General features: G+C 65.5%; 15 protein-coding genes. 11 read left to right on the top strand and 4 right to left on the bottom strand.

What is annotated here, in order from left to right; all coding sequences use genetic code 11:
- Positions 1 to 54 precede the first annotated feature (54 nt).
- The 5 genes from FJ957_RS13090 (at position 55) to FJ957_RS13065 (ending at position 9,648) form a co-directional block, all read left to right on the top strand.
- Positions 55 to 2,016, top strand: coding sequence for a hypothetical protein (locus tag FJ957_RS13090; protein ID WP_140831937.1), 1,962 nt, complete (start codon positions 55 to 57; stop codon positions 2,014 to 2,016).
- A gap of 11 nt (positions 2,017 to 2,027) precedes the next feature.
- Complete coding sequence (locus tag FJ957_RS13085) at positions 2,028 to 5,903, top strand: DUF11 domain-containing protein (protein WP_140831935.1); 3,876 nt, start codon at positions 2,028 to 2,030, stop codon at positions 5,901 to 5,903.
- A 389-nt stretch (positions 5,904 to 6,292) separates the two neighbouring features.
- Entirely contained in the window at positions 6,293 to 6,970 is a 678-nt protein-coding gene (rpe, locus tag FJ957_RS13075) for a ribulose-phosphate 3-epimerase (RefSeq protein ID WP_140831933.1), read from the top strand.
- A 258-nt stretch (positions 6,971 to 7,228) separates the two neighbouring features.
- On the top strand, positions 7,229 to 7,966 hold the full coding sequence (locus FJ957_RS13070) for a GntR family transcriptional regulator (protein WP_246685837.1): 738 nt from the start codon (positions 7,229 to 7,231) through the stop codon (positions 7,964 to 7,966).
- Between the two features lie 155 nt (positions 7,967 to 8,121).
- Entirely contained in the window at positions 8,122 to 9,648 is a 1,527-nt protein-coding gene (locus tag FJ957_RS13065) for a malonyl-CoA synthase (RefSeq protein ID WP_140831930.1), read from the top strand.
- 65 nt (positions 9,649 to 9,713) lie between these two features.
- Here FJ957_RS13065 and nagA read toward each other — a convergent pair whose 3' ends face one another.
- From nagA to FJ957_RS13045, 4 genes are read right to left on the bottom strand one after another with little or no spacing between them, the layout of a single operon-like run.
- Complete coding sequence (gene nagA / locus FJ957_RS13060; protein ID WP_140831929.1) at positions 9,714 to 10,874, bottom strand: N-acetylglucosamine-6-phosphate deacetylase; 1,161 nt, start codon at positions 10,872 to 10,874, stop codon at positions 9,714 to 9,716.
- Positions 10,871 to 11,902, bottom strand: coding sequence for an SIS domain-containing protein (locus tag FJ957_RS13055; protein ID WP_140831927.1), 1,032 nt, complete (start codon positions 11,900 to 11,902; stop codon positions 10,871 to 10,873). The genes nagA and FJ957_RS13055 overlap by 4 nt, the downstream gene beginning before the upstream one ends.
- Complete coding sequence (locus tag FJ957_RS13050) at positions 11,899 to 12,678, bottom strand: GntR family transcriptional regulator (protein ID WP_128259892.1); 780 nt, start codon at positions 12,676 to 12,678, stop codon at positions 11,899 to 11,901. Before FJ957_RS13050 ends, FJ957_RS13055 begins: the two co-directional genes overlap by 4 nt.
- A 43-nt stretch (positions 12,679 to 12,721) precedes the next feature.
- Positions 12,722 to 13,603 carry an N-acetylglucosamine kinase gene (locus FJ957_RS13045; protein WP_140659692.1) on the bottom strand — a complete coding sequence of 294 codons (882 nt, stop codon included), beginning with the start codon at positions 13,601 to 13,603 and terminating at the stop codon, positions 12,722 to 12,724.
- A 200-nt stretch (positions 13,604 to 13,803) separates the two neighbouring features.
- On the opposite strand from FJ957_RS13045, the gene FJ957_RS13040 reads away from it, so the two are divergent.
- From FJ957_RS13040 to FJ957_RS13015, 6 genes are all read left to right on the top strand, one after another.
- Complete coding sequence (locus FJ957_RS13040) at positions 13,804 to 14,754, top strand: N-acetylmuramic acid 6-phosphate etherase (RefSeq protein WP_140831925.1); 951 nt, start codon at positions 13,804 to 13,806, stop codon at positions 14,752 to 14,754.
- Positions 14,755 to 14,871: 117 nt separating this feature from the next.
- Positions 14,872 to 16,131: an ABC transporter substrate-binding protein gene (locus FJ957_RS13035; RefSeq protein WP_140659690.1), complete on the top strand. Its 1,260-nt coding sequence runs from the start codon at positions 14,872 to 14,874 to the stop codon at positions 16,129 to 16,131.
- A 243-nt stretch (positions 16,132 to 16,374) separates the two neighbouring features.
- The gene (locus FJ957_RS13030; RefSeq protein ID WP_140659703.1) at positions 16,375 to 17,304 is read left to right on the top strand and encodes a sugar ABC transporter permease; all 930 of its coding nucleotides are present in this window, start codon (positions 16,375 to 16,377) and stop codon (positions 17,302 to 17,304) included.
- An 8-nt stretch (positions 17,305 to 17,312) separates the two neighbouring features.
- A complete protein-coding gene (locus FJ957_RS13025) occupies positions 17,313 to 18,152 on the top strand; it encodes a carbohydrate ABC transporter permease (protein ID WP_140659689.1) in 840 nt (279 codons plus the stop codon).
- Entirely contained in the window at positions 18,149 to 19,210 is a 1,062-nt protein-coding gene (locus tag FJ957_RS13020; RefSeq protein WP_140831923.1) for a Gfo/Idh/MocA family oxidoreductase, read from the top strand. Before FJ957_RS13025 ends, FJ957_RS13020 begins: the two co-directional genes overlap by 4 nt.
- 15 nt (positions 19,211 to 19,225) lie before the next feature.
- Positions 19,226 to 20,224: an ABC transporter ATP-binding protein gene (locus FJ957_RS13015; RefSeq protein ID WP_140659687.1), complete on the top strand. Its 999-nt coding sequence runs from the start codon at positions 19,226 to 19,228 to the stop codon at positions 20,222 to 20,224.
- Positions 20,225 to 20,329: the final 105 nt, after the last annotated feature.

Raw genomic sequence — 20,329 nt, 5'->3', positions numbered from 1 at the left:
CTGGTTGGCGCGACAAGACCGGATGTTCCTTCCTGCGGCTTCGGGGGGAGTTCAATGTCTGGCGGTCGCGGCTCGTTCGTGCGTTCTCGTGGCGGCCGTCTGCGCCGCGCAATAGCAACGACCCGTGGAATTCTTGCCGTGGCGCTGTCCGCCAGCCTCTGGCTCGGCGGCGTTGCGAAGGCGCAGGAAACGCAGATCATCTATCCCGGATCGATGGCGGTCACCGGCTTCCCCGGCACCATAATCCCCGATTTCGATCAGGGCTTGCCGCCCGGCACCGACCCGGTCGACGAAACCTTCATCGACACCTCGCGGGCGTCCTTGCGCATTTTCGACGTCTCGCATCTCGGCGGGCCTGCCTCGGGTCAGCTCGTCTTCACGCCGCCGCCCTTCGAGGTGACGGCTGGGCAGATCGGCGAGGTGTTCGGACTGACCTATGACGATGGCGTGCGTGATGGCGTTCCGTCGGGCATTCCCAATCTTTATGCCGCCGCGACCTCGCTGCATGGCGTCGAGATCGTCACGCCGGACGCCGACGACGACGGGCGTCCGGAGCGGCAGCGTCGCGGCGCCGTCGGCGCCACCTTCATGGACGGCCAGTTCGGCACCGAGAATGGCGGCGGACCAGGCGCGATCTGGAAGATCGACGGCATCACCGGCGCCGTCTCGAAATTCGCCGACATCGACACCAACAGCGGGCCGGGCATCGGCAACCTCACCTTCGATCCCATCCACCGCCAGTTCTTCGCCTCGGATCTCGACACCGGCCTGATCCATCGGATCGACGCCACCGGCCATCTGATCGACACGTACGACCATGGTGTCGCCGGCCGCCCGGCGCATGGGCTTGGCCCCGTCGCCGACGATGGCGCGGTTATGGACATCCAGGGCGCGGCCTTCGATACCGAAGACCCCGAGACCTGGGGCTATACGCAGGACGAGCGCCGTGTCTGGGCGGTCTCCTATCATGGCGGCCGGCTCTATTATTCGGTCGGCGAAAAATCCGAGATATGGTCGGTCGGCATCGCGCGCGACGGCACGTTCGCCGGCGATCCGCGTTGGGAACTGACGGTCAGTGCCGAGAAGGATTACGCCGTCACCGACATCGCCTTCGACAACAAGGGCTTCATGTACCTCGCCCAGCGCGGCCCGGTCGAAAACCGTTACGATTACAGCCGCTTCGCCGATTCCGGCAAAGGCGAGCTGATCCGCTACTGGCGCGAGGACCCGGACGATCCGGCGACGGAATCGGCATGGGTCGAGGTGCCGCAGGAATACGCGGTCGGCTTTCCGCAAAGCAACCGCCAGTCGGCCGGTGGCGTCGACCTGCAATATGGCTATGACGCCGACGGCAATATCGACACCAGCGTCTGCACCGAGACCGTCGTCAACACCGGCGACAAGTTGCGCGACAATCCCGAGCTTGCCGAGCGCCTCGCCGCCGGCGGGCCGCTTGCCGTGCACGGCGTGCAGTTGACGCCGAGCGCGCTGGTCAAGCCGGCGAACGTTCCGCCCTTCGGCTCGTGGTTCGTCGACTTCGACGGCTATTTCGAAGACCCGGAGGTCGAAGGCCATGTCGGCGACATAAGGGTCTGGCGCCCCTGCGAGGGCCGCGCCGGCTATTACGAGGAAATCCCCGGCGGCTATCTGCCTCCGCTCTATCCGCCCGACTTCCCGCCGCCCGGCAATCTGCCGCCCTGCGTCGACGTCGAGGATGTGCACTATTATTGCACGCCGCGCGGACTTCGCGCCGAACTCTATCTCCATGACCATGCCGGCTTTGGCGGCGATTCGATCAAGGCGCAGTCCAGGACGCCCGGTGTCGGGGTATCGACCCCTATGTCGCATGTTCCGGGCAAGCCCTACGCGGTCGACATCACCGGCCATGATCCTGGCGACACCGTCAATGTCGGGCTCTGCTTCTATCGCAGGTCCGACCAGGACAAGGGCGGCTACTACCCTTGCTGCAAGATGACGCTGCCGCTCAGAACGCCAGCCGTCAGCTGCGAACGTTGAGGGAGGGACAGATGACAAATCTCGCCCTTTCCCACCTCGCTTCGCGCAACACGAAAACCGTCATGGAGACGATCATGAAACCCCTGTCATACGCCAGGCGCGGCGCGCGCTGGCTGATGGCGGCCGGTATCGCGGTCGCCATGATGCCGGCGCTGCCGGCGCTTGCCGAAGACACCGCGCCGGCCAAGCTCACTGAAGTCGCCGGACCGGAGCCCAGGCTCGACCTGGACAATCCGCGCATCGTCAATCCCGAGCCCGGCCGCATCGTGCCCTTCTTCACCAAGACGGGCGGCCAGCGCGGCTGCGACTATGTCTACTATACGCTGACCTTCGGCCTGCGCGGCAATGGGCAAGCCTTCGCCAATCCGGCTTTGGCCAACGCACTGAAGAACGTCAGGATCGACTTCAAGGACCAGCTTGCGCACGGCCTGAAGATCGTCAACGTGAATGTGACCGGCGACGGCACGGACGCCGGCGGCGGAGCGCTGCCGGCGGCCACGATCAGCAGCTCGGCCAACCCCGACGATACGGCGACGGTTTCCGATCTCCGGATTTCCGCCGAGGATCTCGACGGTTCGGGCGCGCCGAACGAACGCACCATCACCTTCCGCATCCTGGCCAAGATCGACCTGGCGGCGTTTCCCGCGCCGGCCAATGTCGACAACCAGGGTCAGATCAAGGTGACAATGGGAGGCGGCCCGGGGACCGTCATCCCGTCGCAGGACCCGAGCAAGCCGGACGACGGCGACTTCCTGACCGGTGCCAAGACAACGATCCATATCGACGTCACCAAGTGCAACCCGCCGCCACCTCCCGGCAAGGAATGCTTCAAGGTCGAGCACGGCACGGTCGACTGCGTGCCCGGCGGCGGCGCCTTCATCTACCACATGCCGGTCGGCCCGGAGATGGGCGGCAAGCGGGTGCAGGTGTCGACGACGACGCCCGGCATCACCATCGTTCCCGACACGCAAAAGGTACCGGTCGGCGGCGGCGTGCTGAACTGGAAGATCATCGGCGCCTCGCCCGGCGAGGCCATCCATCTCGTCGTCACCGGCATCGAAACCTATGCCGGGCCGAAGGAAGGCTGGGGGCTCTGCTGCACGCAGGTCATCGACATCGTCATCCCGCGTGATCTGAGATGCCCGCCGAAAGACAAGGAGCCGGACCTCAAGGTCGAGAAGCATGCCGACGTGCCGCGTTGCACGATGGCCGGCGGCTGCGACTTCACCATCACCGTCACCAATGTCGGCGACGCGCCCTATAACGGCAAGATCGTGCTCGACGAGGTGACGCTGCCGGCAGGCTCCGTGCTGGCCTCCGGGCCGAACGCGCCCTGGGTCTGCGTGCCCGGCACGACGCCGATGACCTGCACCTATCCGCCGACCACGCTCAACCCCGGCGCTTCCGTCAACCTCAAGCTTGGATTCAAGCCGGCGGGCGGGTGGCAGGGCAGCGTGCTGCGCAACTGCGCCGCCTATGACTACCAAGCCAGCGGCAAGCCGCTGTTCGGCAGCCAGCAGAACGACCGCGGCTGCGCTTCGATCCCGATCTGCCGCCGTGGCGATCGCGATCCGCAGTGCAATCCGCCGGTCGAAAAGAACGTCGACCTGATCCTGAAGAAGCGCGCCCGCGTACCGGTCTGCACGCCGGACGGCGTGTGCTTCTTCGTGATCGACGTCATCAACAACGGCAGCAACACCTATAACGGGCCGCTGACGGTGATCGACACCTACCCCGGCGGTGCGCCCACCTCGTCGACCTTCGGGCCGAGCCCGCCCTGGAGCTGCGGACCGAACGGGCCCGGACAGTTCCGCTGCGACAATGCCGGCATCTCGCTGCCTCCGGGCGCCTCGACGCCGATCGTCGTCAAGGCGGTGATGCCGGCAAACTACCGGCCGGACACGGTGGAGAACTGCGCCGAGGTGAAGGCCATTCCCGGCGAGGTCGACCTCGCCAACAACAAGGCCTGCGCCATCGAGCGCATCCGCCATCCGAATGGCCGCCAGCCTGGCCTGCGCATCACCAAGACCTGCGGCGGCGATCAGCTCGTGCGCGCCGGAATGGTCGCTTGCCGCATCACCATCAGCAATGCCGGCACCGCGGCTCCCACCGGACCGGTGCGGGTCAACGATGCCGCGGCCCTGGTGTCGGGCGGCGCTCCGGTGCAGATCCAGACTGTGGCCCCGGACGGCCCGGAATGGAACTGCGGACCGGTGCCTGCCAACACGCTGTCGTGCCAGATTCCCGGCGCCGTGATGACGCCCGGAACCTCCAGGCACTTCGACGTGACGGTGAGCGGCAATGGCGCGTTCGAAAACTGCGCGCGCGGCTCCTATGGGCCGGCGCCGGGCGACGACATCGTCTACCCGATCGGCCAGGCCTGCGCGAAGGGCGGCGGCACTTCCGCCATCCGCGTCGAGAAGACCGGCGATGCCGAGTGCCAGCCGGGAGAACCCTGCTCGTTCGAGATCACCATCACGAATGATGGGCCGAACCCCTTCTCCGGTCCGGTCCGCATCGGCGATGCGATCGGCGTGGAAGGGCTCGGCCGGCTGGAAGGCGTTCAGATCACCTCGATCGATCCGCCCTTCGGCTGCTCGCCGGAGCCGACGACGCTGCCTCTATCCTGCATCGCCGACCTGACGCTGGGGGCAGGCGAAAGCCGCACCCACCACGTCACCGTGATCCTTCCCGAGGACGGGCGTCTTGCCGATCTGCAGGGTTCGGTCAACGGCCAGAACTGCGTCGGCGTGCTTCCTCCGAACACGCCGGTGCAAGGCGGCGGCGACGTGCTGTCGCACGACCTGACCACCAGCCAGGGCGACCGCGGCAAGGCCTATTCATGCCACCCCTTCACCATCAGGCATGAGGTGAAGAAACAGTGCTCGGGTGGGCTGGTGCTGAACTCGGCCGGCCGTTGCGCCTGCCCGGACGGCACCACCTTCCGCAATGGCCAGTGCTCAGGCGGCGGCACCAAGCTCTTGCCGCTGCCCGTGCCGCCGCGCTGCGTCCTGCTGCAGGGCCAGATCCGGACAGCGGACGGACGTTGCGTCTGCCCGCGCGGCACGGAGCTGGAAAACGGCAAATGCGTGCGGGGCGAAGAGCCGCAGGAGCCGGAATGCACGCTGCGTCCCGGCCAGTACCGCGACCAGGACGGCAATTGCGTCTGCCGCCGCGGCGAACTCGTCAACGGCGTGTGCCAGGTCATCCCGCCGAAATGCACGGTGCGCGGCGCGGTGCCGACTTCGAACGGCAATGGCTGCACCTGCCCGGACGGCACACATCTCGACCGGGTGGCCAAGGCCTGCGTGCCCGACAGGCAGCCGCCCGCCCAGTGCCGCATCCGGGGCCAGTCCCGCAATGCCGATGGCGATTGTGTCTGCCCGAGCCGCACGGAAGTCCGTGACGGCGCCTGCCGGCCGATCGTGTCGAGGCAATGCCCGATCCGCGGCCAGGTGCGCGACGCCAACGGCAACTGCGCCTGCCCGGATGGCCTGGAGGTGCAGGGCAAAGCCTGCAGGCCGCCAAAGCCGAAGCAGGAGCAGTGCACCATTCGCGGTCAGGTCCACAACAAGCGGGGCGACTGCGTCTGCCCGCGCGGGACCGAAATCCGCGACGGCGCCTGCCGCAAGCCGCAACAGGAATGCGCGCCGGGCTCGCGCTACATCGACGGCCAGTGCCAGCCGGTGCTGACCAAGCGGCGCTGCCCGGTCGGCACGACCGGACGGTTCCCGGACTGCACGCCGATCCGCAGGCGGCCGGGCATCGAGATCAACCCCGGCATCCTGCTCAACCCGAACGTGCTGCAGCAACTGGTGCCGCAGCGCCAGCCGCGGCGCGTGCCGCAGGATCCGGCGGGCGCCAACATCCAGAACTTCAAGCCGTAATCTTGCGGCCGGAAACCCAGACCCGCCGGAGCGATCCGGCGGGTTTGCTTTTCCACATCGAAGACAGCCCTGTGGCAAGCGGGCCGATGCGCCTGTCGAAAACATGCTTCCCCTTGGCCGGATCATGGTCTAGCGCGTCGCTGAAGCGGATTCAGGCGACGCGCTTTAAGCCTTTGTTTTCATGCATGTGGTTATCGCAAAGCCGCTGCACACTTCTGCGCGACATGCATTAGCGCGTTTCACCGTTTCACGGAAACGGCGAACCCTCTATCTCCTTGTTTTGACGCGATTCCGGACGGAAAACCGCTCGCACTTTTCCTGGAATTGCTCTAGGCAATCGCCCTGACAGGCGCGGCCACGCGCGCAGGACTGCCGGGAGAATTTGCGCCATGAGCAAGAAGACCCTGATCGCGCCATCGGTGCTGGCTTCGGATTTCTCCAAGCTCGGCGATGAGGTCGAGGCCGTCGCGGCGGCCGGCGCCGACTGGATCCATCTCGATGTGATGGACGGCCATTTTGTGCCCAACATCACCTTCGGCCCGCCGGTGATCAAGGCGATCCGCAACCGCACCAAGGCCTTCTTCGACTGCCATCTGATGATTGCGCCGGCCGATCCTTACCTGGCGGCCTTCGCCGAAGCCGGCTGCGACGGCATGACGGTTCACGCCGAGGCCGGCCCGCATCTCGACCGTTCGCTGCAGACCATCAAGAGCCTTGGCAAGAAGGCCGGCGTCTCGCTCAACCCGGCGACGCCGGAAACGGCGATCGAGTATGTGCTCGACCGGCTCGACCTCATCCTGATCATGACCGTCAATCCGGGCTTCGGCGGACAGGCCTTCATCCCGGCGATCGTCGACAAGGTGAAACGGGTCAAGGCGCTGATCGGCAGCCGGCCAATCCACATCGAGATCGACGGCGGCGTTTCGGCCGAAACGGCGCCGCTGGTGACCGCAGCCGGCGCCAATGTGCTGGTGGCGGGCGCCGCTGTCTTCAAGGGCGGCAGCGTCGAAGCCTACAGGGCAAATATCGAAGCAATTCGAACGACCGCCGACAGGGCCGCCAGTTAAACGTATAACTGCCCCACCTTTCGCCGGAGTTGCATAACCGCGACAATTGAACGACTGTTCGATATATGAGGCGACGCGGGAATATCGGCTTTTCCCCGAGATTCTACTTTATTCGATGAATAGAGGGCCTGCCTTGTCTTAAAGTCGAATATCGTCATCTTCCGCTTGAGGCGCCGTTGCCCGGCTGTATGATACATGTACGGGAATTGCTTCGCCGCGGGGCCCTGGCAAACCAGGGGCAAAGCAACAGGAGTTCGATTGACAAACGGAAACACCGAGCCGGGCGAGAGCAAGAGCGCCAAAAGCACGCTTGCCAGTTCGGTCTACCAGCAACTCCGCGACGACTTGCTGCGCGGAGCTCTGGAGTCCGAGACGAAACTGCGTGTCGAATGGGTCGTTTCCCGCTATGGCGCCGGCGCCTCGCCGGTGCGCGAGGCCCTCAACCGCCTGGCCGCCGAGGGCCTGCTCGGACGTCACGACCAGCGCGGCTTCTTCCTGATGCCGGTCAGCGCCGCGGAGCTGGAGGAGTTGACGCGTACGCGCTGCTGGCTGGAGGAGCAAGCGCTGCGCGAATCCATTGCGCACCGCACCGCCGAATGGGAAGAGCAGCTGGTGCTGGCCCTGCACCGCCTCGCGCGCGCCGAGCGCCGCCTGCCGGAAGACCCGGCAACCAACAATCCGGAATGGGAGAAGCTGCACCGCGCCTTCCATCGCGCGCTGATCGCGGCGTGCCGGTCGCATTGGTTGATCGGCTTTTGCGATCAGCTTTCCGATCAGGCTTCGCGCTACCGCCTGATTTCGCAAAACGAGCCGGGCATGGGACGCGACGATCTTGGCGAGCACCGGATAATTGCCGAGCGCACGCTGGATGGCGACGCCGACGGCGCGGTCGAGGCGCTTCTCAATCATTACCGCCTCACCGCGGCGATGTGCATGGAACGCCTCGCGCAGGGTTATGATCCGAAGGCCGGCGTAAGCAAAGGGCGCCGCAGATAACTGCCGCGCCGTTTTTGCTCCAGCCGCCAAATCTGGTATTCGCTCGGCAGCGCAACGCCTGGGCCATTCGGCGTGCGCTCTATTTCCTGTTTTGACGCAATTCAGGACGGAAAGCCGCACACACTTTTCCTGGAATTGTTCTAGAGGACATTTTCATGACCAATCATCTCTTCGGCGCTTTCCGTTCCCATATGCCGGCGCCGGGCCGGCTGCTGATGGAGACGGATGACGGCCGTTCGATCACCTATGGCGACATGCTGGCGGAGTCGGCGCAACTGGCGCATGCGCTGGTGCAGGCAGGCGTCGAGCCCGGAAACCGTGTCGCCGTCCAGGTCGAGAAGAGCCCGGAGGCGGCGCTGCTCTATCTCGCCTCGTTGCGCGCCGGCGCGGTCTTCCTGCCGCTCAACACCGCATACACGCTGCCGGAGCTCGACTATTTCTTCCGCGACGCCGAGCCGAGGCTGATCGTGTGCGATCCGGACCGTCTTTCGGGCGTCGAGCCGCTTGCCGCATCGATCGGCGCGACGGTGCTCACGCTCGGCCGCGACGGGCAGGGAACGCTCGCCAGCCAGGCTTCGCGGCAGGCGACGGATTTCAGCGATGTCGCGCGCGGGCCGGACGATCTTGCCGCTATCCTCTATACGTCCGGCACGACCGGCCGTTCCAAGGGCGCGATGCTCAGCCACGAGAACCTTGCTTCCAATGCCCGCGTGCTGGTGGAGCAGTGGCGCTTCGGCGCCGACGACGTGCTGATCCATGCGCTGCCGATCTTCCACACGCACGGCCTGTTCGTCGCCACCAACGTCATCCTGATGGCCGGCGCGACAATGTTCTTCGAGCAGAAATTCGACCCGGCGCGCATCCTGTCGCTGATGCCGCGCGCGACCGCGCTGATGGGCGTGCCGACCTTCTATGTACGGCTGTTGCAGCAGCACGGCCTGACGCGCGAAGCGGCCAGCGCCATCCGGGTCTTCATCTCCGGCTCGGCGCCGCTGCTCGCCGAGACGCACAAGGCCTGGCGCGAGCGCACTGGCCACGCCATCCTCGAGCGCTACGGCATGACCGAGACCAACATGAACACGTCCAATCCCTATGACGGCGAGCGGCGCGCCGGCACGGTCGGGTTCCCCTTGCCCGGCGTCTCGCTGCGCGTCACCGATCCCGAGACGGCCAGGCCGCTGGCCCAGGGTGAGATCGGCATGATCGAGGTCAAGGGCCCGAACGTCTTTGCCGGCTATTGGCGCATGCCCGAAAAGACCAGGGCCGAGTTTCGCGACGACGGCTTCTTCATCACCGGCGACCTCGGCCTGATCGATGCCGACGGCTATGTCCACATCGTCGGGCGCGGCAAGGACCTGATCATCTCGGGCGGCTACAATGTCTATCCGAAAGAGATCGAGAGCGAGATCGACGCGCTTGATGGCGTAGGGGAAAGCGCGGTGATCGGCGTCGCCCATCCGGATTTCGGCGAAGGCGTCACCGCGGTCGTGGTGCGCAAGCCGGGATCGGCGATCAGCGCGGCCGACATTGCCGGCGCCATCGCCGGCCGGCTGGCGAAATACAAGCATCCGAAGCAGGTGATCTTCGTCGACGAGTTGCCGCGCAACACGATGGGCAAGGTGCAGAAGAACGTGCTGCGCGAGATGTACAAGGATATCTATGCGGCGCGCGTAGCCGGCTAACGATTGTCGAGCCGCAGGCCTCGGAGCGACGCGCGCAGACCCTAGGATGACGAAAATCGCGGAGGTTACGCCCCAAAAACCTTCTTGCCGCCGATCCAGACGTTCCTGACATCCAGCCCCTCCGACAGGCCAACAATGTCGGCGGCGGTGCCGTTGGCGAAACGGCCGAGCCGATGCGCCTGGCCGATAGCCTCGGCCGGATAGAGCGAGGCCATGCGCAAGGCCTCGTCGAGGTCGAGGCCGACGACGCGGTGGACGAAGCGGACGGCGGAAATCATGTCGAGATCGGCGCCGGCAAGCGTTCCGTCGGCAAGCCTGAGGCTGCCGTCCTTGCGGTAGATGGTGCGGCCGTTCAGCGTGAACGACGTCATGTCGGTGCCGATCGTTGCCATGGCGTCGGTGACCAGCACGATCTTGCCCGGCCCCTGCTTGCCGCGCAGCGCCAGGATCATCGTCGCGGGATGGACATGGATGCCGTCGGCGATGATGCCGGCGTACAGACCGCCGGTGTCGATCGCAGCGCCCGCCAGACCCGGCTCGCGGTTGCCGATCTGGCTCATGGCGTTGAACAGATGCGTCACCATCGTGGCGCCGGCGCCGGCAAAGGCACTGGCGGTCGAATAATCGGTATCGCTATGGCCGAGGCTGACGACGACGCCGGCCTTGGCCAGCGCCGTGACACGGGACGGTTCGACCGATTCCGGGGCGATCGTGGTAAGCAGCACCGGAAGCTCTTTGCACGCCGCAATGAGCGCCGCCTGGTCGGTATCGGTCATCGGCCGGATCAGCGCCGGATCATGCGCGCCCTTGCGGGCTACGGAGAGATGCGGCCCTTCCAGATGCAGGCCGAGGAAGCCCGGCGCCTTTTCCCGCGCCGCCTCGGCGCCGGCGGCGATGGCGGCGGCGGTGATCGCCGGCGTGTCGGTGATCAGCGTCACCAGCAGTGCTGTGGTGCCGAAGGGCGCGTGCGCCCGGCAGATGGTCTCGATCGAGGCGACGTCGGGATGGTCGTTGAGCATCACGCCGCCGCCGCCATTGACCTGGATGTCGACGAAACCAGGAACCAGCAGGCCACCACCGGTCTCGACCGCCGGAACGCCGGACGGAATCGCGCCTGCGGGCAGGATGGCCTCGACCGCGTCGCCCTTGACGACAAGGGCGGCGTTGTCATGCCAGTCGGCGCCGTCGAAGATGCGGGCGCCGGCGAGTGCGAAACGGTCGCTCATACGGTTTCCGTCACTTTGCGCAGGTTGCGCGGCGTGTCGGGGTCGAGGCCGCGATGGCGCGCGAACGCCTCGACGAAGCCGTAGAAGGACACGATCAGCGGCAGCGGGTCGGTCAGCGGGTGGCCGGTGGCGACATGCGGCAGGAGTTTCGCGGCCTTCGCCTTGTCGGAGGTGATGAAGGCGGCCGCGCCCTTGGCCGTCAGCCCGTCGGCCGCCTCGGCGACCGAGGGTTCGGACGCATCGCGCGCGGCAAGCGCCAGAACCGGGAAGCCGGGTCCGACCAGCGCCAACGGCCCATGCATGACCTCGGCGGCGCTGTAGGCCTCGGCGTGCATGGCGCAGGTTTCCTTGAATTTCAGCGCCGCCTCGCTGGCGATCGCGAAGGATGGGCCGCGGCCGAGGATGAACAGCGACTGCGGATTTTCCAGCGCTCCGGCGAGCGCCATCCAGTCGCAGGCGATCGCCTTCTCGAAATGGCCAGGCAGGCCGGCGAGCGCCTTCAGCAACGGCTGGTCGTCGGTCGCATGCGCCATCAGCGCAAGGCCGGCGACGGCCGAATTGACGAAGGTCTTGGTGGCCGCGACGGAGCGTTCCGGCCCCGCCAGAATGTCGATGGCATAGTCCGAGGCGCGCGCCAGCGGCGAGTCGGCCGTGTTGGTGATGGCGACAGTGAGCGCTCCTCCGGCTCTTGCCGTTTCGGCCATGGCGACGATATCGGGGCTTTTGCCCGACTGCGAGATCGCCAGGCATGCGGAGCCGCGCAGCCTGAGCTTCGCGCCATAAATGGACGCGATCGACGGCCCCACCGAGGCGACCGCAAGACCCGCCGTCAATTCGACGGCATATTTCATGAAGGTCGCCGCATGGTCGGATGAGCCGCGCGCCACGGTGACGACGAAATGCGGGTCGCGCTCGCGCAGGCCACGACCGGCCTCGGCCAGCGCCGAGGCCGAGCCGCCGAGAAGACGGGCGGCGGCTTCAGGGATCTCATCGATCTCGCGCCGCATGTGGGTGGTGTTTGCCATCATGGCCGGATCTCCTCTCCCGGCCCAGTCAGCCGGAGTTCCGCGACGAAATCATAGGCGTCGCCCCTGTAGACCGAGCGGGTGAACTCGATCACCTTGCCGCTCGCCAGATAGGAAATGCGCTCGATCTGCAGACCGGCAACCCCCGGCGGCACTTCCAGCAGGCGCGCATCGGCGTCGCCGAGATTAGTGGCCGAGATGCGCTGCACGGCGCGTACCGGGCGATTGCCGGTCGTGCCCAGCGCCGCATAGAGCGAGGAGCCGATCGCCTCGGGGTCGGGCAGGACGCTGGCCGAGAGCGCGGCGCGCTCGATCGCCAGCGGCGTGTCGTTGGCGATGCGCAGGCGCGCGACGCGCGCCACCAGCTCGGTCGAGGACAGGCCCAGCACCATCATCTCATCCGGCGACGGCGCATAGAGGCCGCGGTCGAGCCAGACGGAGCGCACGTTCATGCCGCGGCGCGCCATGTCCTCGGTGAAGGAGGTGAGCCGCGACAGGGATTGCTCGACGCGCTCCATGCGCGGAGCGACGAAGGTGCCCGAGCCATGACGCTGCACGAGGATGCCACCCTTTACCAGGTCCTGCACAGCCTTGCGCACGGTGACGCGCGAGATATCGGCCTTGCTGGCGATGTCACGCTCGGACGGCAGCGCATCGCCAGGACCGATCAGGCCGCGATTGACCGCTTCCTCGATGCTGCGCCTGAGCTGCAGGTAAAGCGGCGCACCGCTCTGCGAGGATTCTTTCAGCATGGCGAAGATCTGGTCGGCGGCGCTCATCGCGGCGCCTCCGGCAGCATGGCGAAGATCTGGTCGGCGGCGCTCATCGGCCGACCTCCGAACCCTTGGCGAAGACGCGCAAGGCCATCTGCACGGCGCCGCCGAGCGCGTCGTCGAGCGGAGCTTTCAGCAGCGCCTGATAGCGCGCCGACAGTCGCGGCGCGTAAAGCGGCGCGAGGCCACCGAGCAGGCAGAGCGGGGCATCTTCGGCGAGATCGAGCGCGCCGAGCGAAGCCTCGACATCGGCCACCGCCTTGCCGAGGATCCAGTTGGCGACGAGATCGCCCTTTTCGGCATGGTCGAAGACCTTTGGCGCGAAGCCGCCGAAATCGCCCGGCTTGGCGTTGGTGGTGAATTCGACCACGTCTTCCGGATTGTTGCGAAAGACGGCGAGCATGGCGTCCGTCAAGGGCGAGCCGGGACGAATGCCGTCATAGGCAAGCAGCGTCTGCTCCAGCAGGTCGCGGCCGATGCGGGCGCCGCTGCCCTGGTCGCCGACCTGGAAACCCCAGCCGCCGATGGCGCGCGATTTTCCGCCCTTACGCGCCATATAGGCTGTGCCGGTGCCCAGGATGGCCATGGCGCCGTCGCCGGAACCGACCGCGCCTTCGAGCGCGATCTCGGCATCGGTTTCGACACGGCTTTGGCTGAAAGGCAGGATCGCCTCGAGCTGCTGCCGGTAGGTGCCGACATTGGCGCCGGCCAGACCAAGGATGGCAGGTGTCCGCGGGATCAGCTCCGGATCGTGGCCAGCGGCGAGGAAAGCCTGCCTGGCCGCCTCGACGATGTTGGCGCGGGCGCCGGTGAGGTCGGTGCGGATGTTGGCGGCGCCGCTTTTGGCGCGGCCGACGACAGCGCCGTCGACGGTCGCAAGGGCAGCCCTACAGCTGGTGCCGCCGCCATCGATGCCAAGCACGAATTTCACGCGATTTTCTCCTCGGCCGGGATAATACCAATAAAATACCAATAGCCAAGAGTTAATTTCGGTTCAAAAAGATTAAGGCGTATTTTATTGAAAACCCACGGTAATTTGCCGGCAAGCGACTTCCTTTGCCTGAAATTCGTTAATGCGTGTGGACAAGTGGTATTTTTTTGGTATTGTTCGCTCAGTTGGGAGGAAAACGGATGGCCGAGACGCGCACGGAAGCGCTCCACCAGAATGCCGAGGGGCTGGATGTCCAGGCTCCGGAAGCCATTCTGGCGTTCCTGGCCAATGCCCAGATCGAGGCCAGCAAGGCCGTGCACGGCGCCATTCCGGCAATCGCCGTTGCCGCCGAACTCATCGCGAAGCAGTTGAAGAGCGGCGGCAGGCTCGCCTATGCGGCGGCCGGCAGCTCTGGCCTTATGGCGCTGGCCGATGCGCTGGAACTGCCCGGCACGTTCGGCATTGCGCGCGACCGCATCGCCATCCTGATCGCCGGCGGCGACGAGGCCTTCCGCACGCTGGCCGGCGGCCCGGAGGACGACACCGGGGAAGCGGCGGCGGCCGTCGCAGCGGCCGATATTGGCAAGGGCGACTGCCTGATCGCCATTTCCGCCAGCGGCTCGACCCCTTATGCAGTCCAGGCGCTGCAGGACGCGCGGCGCCGGGGCGCTGCCACCATCGCCATCGCCAACAACCGGGGCGCCGCGCTGTTCAAGCAAGCCGACGTCGCCATCCTGCTCGAAACGCCTCCGGAGCTGATCGCCGGCTCGACGCGCATGGGCGCGGGCACCGCGCAGAAGATCGCGCTCAACATGCTGTCGACTCTGACCGCCATCCATCTCGGCCATGTCCATGACGGCTACATGGTCAACCTGACCGCCGACAACATCAAGCTGCGCGACCGCGCCGTGCGCATGGTCGCCGCCATCAGCGGCAAGAGCCGCGACGACGCGGCCCGCCTGCTCGAGGAAAGCGGTGGCGTCGTCAAGACCGCCATTCTGCTCGCCGCCGGCGCCGCCAACGCCGACGCGGCCGAGAAGATACTGGAAGGAACCGGCCAGAAACTTCGGCCGGCGCTTTCCGCGCTGGGGCATGATCCCGAAAAGTGGAACCCGCTTTTCGGAAAAGATCATGCCCTAACAAAGAAGTAGGGCCTGTTTCATCCCGATTTCCATCGGGGTGAAACGGGCTTGCGAGGGGAGCAAGGGGCGCTGAGCCTCTGTTCTCATCAAAACGGAACCTGAAAAAGGTCAACAGGGAGACTGAAGATGAAGACCAAACTACTGACAGCCCTTCTGCTCGGCACAAGCATCCTCGGCACGACCGGGATGGCGCTGGCCGAGGACGTGACGCTCAACATCGAAAGCTGGCGCGGCGACGACCTGACCATCTGGAAGGACAAGCTGATCCCGGCGTTCGAGGCCAAGAACCCCGGCATCAAGGTGGTGTTTGCGCCTTCGGCCCCGACCGAGTATGACGCGGCCCTCGGCGCCAAGCTCGCCGCCGGCTCGGCGGGCGACCTGATCACCTGCCGCCCCTTCGACAAGTCGCTCGAGCTGTTCAAGAAGGGCAACCTCGCCGACCTTAGCTCGTTGCCGGGCATGGAGAACTTCTCGCCCGTCGCCAAGTCCGCCTGGCAGACCGACGACGGCAAGTCGAGCTTCTGCGTGCCGATGGCCTCGGTCATCCACGGCTTCATCTACAACAAGGACGCCTTCGAAAAGCTCGGCCTCAAGGTGCCGACGACCCGCGACGAGTTCTTCGCCGTGCTCGACAAGATCAAGGCCGACGGCACCTACATCCCGATGGCGATGGGCACCAAGGACCTCTGGGAAGCCGCGACCATGGGCTACCAGAACATCGGCCCGAACTACTGGAAGGGCGAGGACGGCCGCGCGGCCCTGATCAAGGGCGAGCAGAAGCTGACCGACAAGGACTGGGTCGCGCCGTATGAGGAACTGGCCAAGTGGAAGCCGTATCTCGGCGACGGCTTCGAGGCGCAGACCTATCCGGACAGCCAGAACCTGTTCACGCTCGGCCGCGCAGCCATCTACCCGGCCGGATCCTGGGAAATCGGCCTGTTCAACACCCAGGCTCAGTTCAAGATGGGTGCCTTCCCGCCGCCGGTCGAGAAGGCCGGCGACACCTGCTACATCTCCGACCATACCGACATCGGCATGGGCCTGAACGCTGCTTCCAAGCACGCGGACGCGGCAAAGACGTTCCTGTCCTGGGTGGCCTCGCCGGATTTCGCCACCATCTACGCCAACGCGCTGCCGGGCTTCTTCAGCCTGAACTCCTCGCCGGTGAAGATGGAAGACCCGCTGGCGCAGGAGTTCGTTTCCTGGCGCGACAAGTGCAAGTCGACGATCCGCTCGACCTACCAGATCCTGTCGCGCGGCACGCCGAACCTCGAGAACGAGACCTGGGTGGAATCGGCCAATGTGATCAACGGCACCGACACGCCGGAAGCCGCGGCCAAGAAGCTGCAGGACGGCCTCGACAGCTGGTACAAGCCGGCGAAGTAGGAGCATCGATTGCGATGCCGGCCGGGCGCGAGCCCGGCCGGCATTCAAACAGTTCCAGATAGCGATTGTCGGCGCAGCCTCCCGGTCTTACCCTCACCTTGCGGGGAAGACGGAGCCGATCTGTCGCTGGCCTTGTCTTTCTCCTCGAAGGGGACAGCCAAGCCGTGCATCGGGGCATCAGCTAGCATCACCTGAACTGGAACCCAGAGACGGCGGGGAACCGAACTCATGGCTACCGAACTCATGGCTGCAGAAACGCGACCGAAAAGACCGATCCGCTGGCATGTCGGCGTCTTCCTGGCGCCGGCGGTGCTGGTCTACACCGCATTCATGATCCTGCCGCTGTTCGGCACGCTGCAGCTCTCGCTATTCCGCAACATAGACCAGTCCCAGGTCTTTGTCGGACTGGGCAACTTCCGCACGCTGTTCGGCGATCCGAACTGGTCGGTGAATTTCTGGAACGCGCTGCGGAACAATGTCTGGTTCTTCATCATCCACATGCTGGTGCAGAACCCGATCGGCATCCTGCTCGCGGCGCTGCTTTCCAGCCCCAGGCTGCGCTTCACCGCCTTCTACCGCACGGCGATCTTCGTGCCGACGATCCTGTCCTTCGTCATCGTCGGCTTCGCCTGGAAGCTGATCCTGTCGCCGCTGTGGGGCGTGGCGCCGCATCTGCTCGATTTCGTCGGCCTGAAGAGCCTGTTCACGCCATGGCTCGGCAAGGAGCAATATGCGCTTACCGCGCTCAGCCTGGTGTCGGTCTGGCAATTTGTCGGCATCCCGATGATGCTGATCTACGCGGCGCTGCTGTCGATCCCCGAAGAGGTGATCGAGGCGGCCGAATGCGACGGCGTCACCGGCATGGCGCAGTTCTGGAAGATCAAGCTGCCGCTGATCCTGCCCTCGATCGGCATCATTTCGATCCTGACCTTCGTCGGCAATTTCAACGCCTTCGACCTGATCTACACCGCGCAAGGCGCGCTCGCCGGACCGAACTATTCGACCGACATCCTCGGCACCTTCCTCTACCGCGCCTTCTTCGGCTTCCAGCTGCAGGTCGGCGACCCCAACATGGGCGCCGCGATCGCCACGATCATGTTCCTGATCATCCTCGCCGGCGTCTGCGTCTACCTGTTCCTCGTGCAGACGCGCCTGCGTCGCTACCAGTTCTGAGGCGCGCCATGAGCACAGCCACCCGTTCGCTTCCCCGCACCATCGGCGCGCATGCGATCCTGCTGACCTACACGGCGATCGCGCTGTTCCCGGTGATCCTGGTGGTGATGAATTCGTTCAAGTCTCGCGCGGGCATTTTCGGCGCGCCGCTGACGCCGCCGACGACGAAGACCTTCGACCTGATCGGCTACACCACGGTGTTCGGCCAGGGCGATTTCTTCCACTATTTCCAGAACAGCCTCATCGTCACCGTCGCCTCGCTGTTTTTCGTGCTGCTGTTCGGGGCGATGGCCGCCTTCGCGCTGTCGGAATACCGCTTCCGCGGCAACACGCTGATGGGTCTTTACCTGGCGCTCGGCATCATGATCCCGATCAGGCTCGGCACCGTCGCCATCCTGCAATTGATGGTGGCGAGCGGGCTGGTCAACACGCTGACGGCGCTGATCCTGGTCTACACGGCGCAAGGGCTGCCGCTGGCGATCTTCATCCTGTCCGAATTCATGAAGCAGGTGTCCAGCGACCTGAAGAACGCAGGCCGCATAGACGGGCTCTCGGAATACACGATCTTCTTCCGCCTTGTGCTGCCGCTGGTGCGGCCGGCGATGGCGACCGTCGCCGTCTTCACAATGATCCCGATCTGGAACGATCTGTGGTTCCCGCTGATCCTGGCACCTTCGGAAGAGACCAAGACCGTGACGCTCGGCGCGCAGCTCTTTCTCGGCCAGTTCGTCACCAACTGGAACGCGATCCTGGCGGCGCTGTCGCTGGCGATCCTGCCGGTGCTGATCCTCTATGTCATCTTCTCGCGGCAGCTGATCCGCGGCATCACGTCGGGGGCCGTCAAGTGAGCTCGGAAGAACCCCTTCGCGTCGTCGTCGCCGGACTCGGCAATATGGGCCGCAGCCATGCGCTCGCCTACCACACCAATCCAGGCTTCCAGATCGCCGCACTCGTCAACCGTTCCGACGTGCCGCTGCCGGAGGGGCTCGGGAGCTACGGCATCAGACGCTCCTTCGTGGACGCGCTGCGCGACGAGAAGCCAGACGTCGCGGCGATCGCCACCTATTCCGACAGCCATGCCGATTATGCGGTCAGGGCCTTCGAGGCCGGCTGCCATGTCTTCGTCGAGAAGCCGCTGGCGACGACGGTTGCCGACGCGAAGCGCGTCGTCGACGCCGCCAAGGCCAACGGCAGGAAACTGGTGATCGGCTATATCCTGCGTCACCATCCGTCCTGGGTGCGGCTGATCGCCGAGGCGCGCAAGCTCGGCGGGCCATATGTCTTCCGCATGAACCTCAACCAGCAATCCTCCGGCCATACCTGGGGGACGCACAAGCAATTGATGCAGACGACCTCGCCGATCGTCGACTGCGGCGTGCACTATCTCGACGTGATGCTGCAGATCGCCGATGCGAAGCCCGTCGAAGTGCGCGGCATGGGGGTGCGGCTGAGCGACGAGGTGGCGCCGTCGATGTACAATTACGGCCACCTGCAGGTTCTGTTCGAGGACGGCTCGGTCGGCTGGTACGAGGCCGGCTGGGGCCCGATGGTCTCGGAGACGGCCTTCTTCGTGAAGGACGTGATGTCGCCCAAGGGCTGTGTGTCGATCGTGATGAAGGAGGGCGTCAAGTCCGACGACATCGACACCCACACCAAGACCTCGACGATCCGGCTGCACAGCGCCGAGACCGGACCGGACGGTAAATTCGCCAGGGAAGACCAGCTGCTGTCGATGGAAGGCGAGCCGGGGCATCAGGAGCTCTGCGATCTGGAGCAAGCCTTCCTGCTCAAGGCCATCCGCGAAAATATCGACCTCACCCGCCACATGGATGATGCCGTGAAATCGCTCGCCGTCTGCCTCGCCGCCGACGAGAGCGTGCGCAGCGGCAACGTCGTCAAACTCTAGAACAGGAACGAAGCCGTGGGCTCGCTGAAGATCGAGAATGTGAAGAAGGCTTTCGGGCCGGTCGAGGTTCTGAAGGGCATCGACCTCGAGGTGACGGACGGCGAGTTCGTCGTCTTCGTCGGCCCGTCCGGGTGCGGAAAATCGACGCTGTTGCGCGTCATCGCCGGGCTCGAGGACTCGACCTCCGGCCGTGTGCTGATCGACGGCGCGGACGTTTCCGTCACGCCGCCCGCGAAACGCGGCATCGCCATGGTGTTCCAGACCTACGCGCTCTACCCGCATCTGACGGTGAAGAACAACATGGCGCTGGGCCTGAAGCAGGCCGGCACGCCGGCGGCCGAGATCGAGCGGCGCATCAAGATCGCTTCCGCGATGCTGTCGCTAGAGCCCTATCTCGAGCGCCGGCCGGCGGAACTGTCGGGCGGCCAGCGCCAGCGCGTCGCCATCGGCCGCGCCGTGGTGCGCGAGCCGAAGCTTTTTCTCTTCGACGAGCCGCTGTCGAACCTCGACGCCGCGCTTCGCGTCAACACCCGCCTGGAGATCGCGCAGCTGCACCGGCGGCTGAAGGCGACGATGATCTACGTCACCCACGACCAGGTCGAGGCGATGACGCTGGCCGACAAGATCGTCGTGCTCAATGCCGGCCGCATCGAGCAGATCGGCAGCCCGATGGAGCTCTACAATTCGCCGGCCAACGAATTCGTCGCCGGCTTCATCGGCTCGCCGAAGATGAATTTCATCGACGGCGCCAGGCTCGGCGAGACGGCCAAGACCGTCGGCGTGCGGCCGGAGCATCTGACGGTCGATACGAAGTCCGGCGCCTGGAAAGGCACGGTCGTGCATGCCGAGCATCTCGGCGCCGACACCAACCTCTATCTCGACTGCGAGAAGGCCGGGCTGATCACGGTGCGCATCTTCGGCGTCTACAACGCCGAGCCGGGCGCGACGCTCTATGCGACGCCGGATGCGGCGAAGACGTATCGGTTCGGGGCGGGTGGGAAGGTGTTGAAGTAGGCGGAGTTTCTTTCCTCTCCCTCCGGAGGGCAGGGCTATCGCATATGAGTGATCGCATTGATGAGATAGTCGTCGTTCCAGGCGCATTTCTTGATGCGATGGCTG

Source organism: Mesorhizobium sp. B2-4-6, assembly GCF_006442775.1.
Taxonomy (GTDB): domain Bacteria; phylum Pseudomonadota; class Alphaproteobacteria; order Rhizobiales; family Rhizobiaceae; genus Mesorhizobium.
Note: the sequence above shows the minus strand (reverse complement) of the source record. Positions and strands in the feature narration are given on the sequence as shown.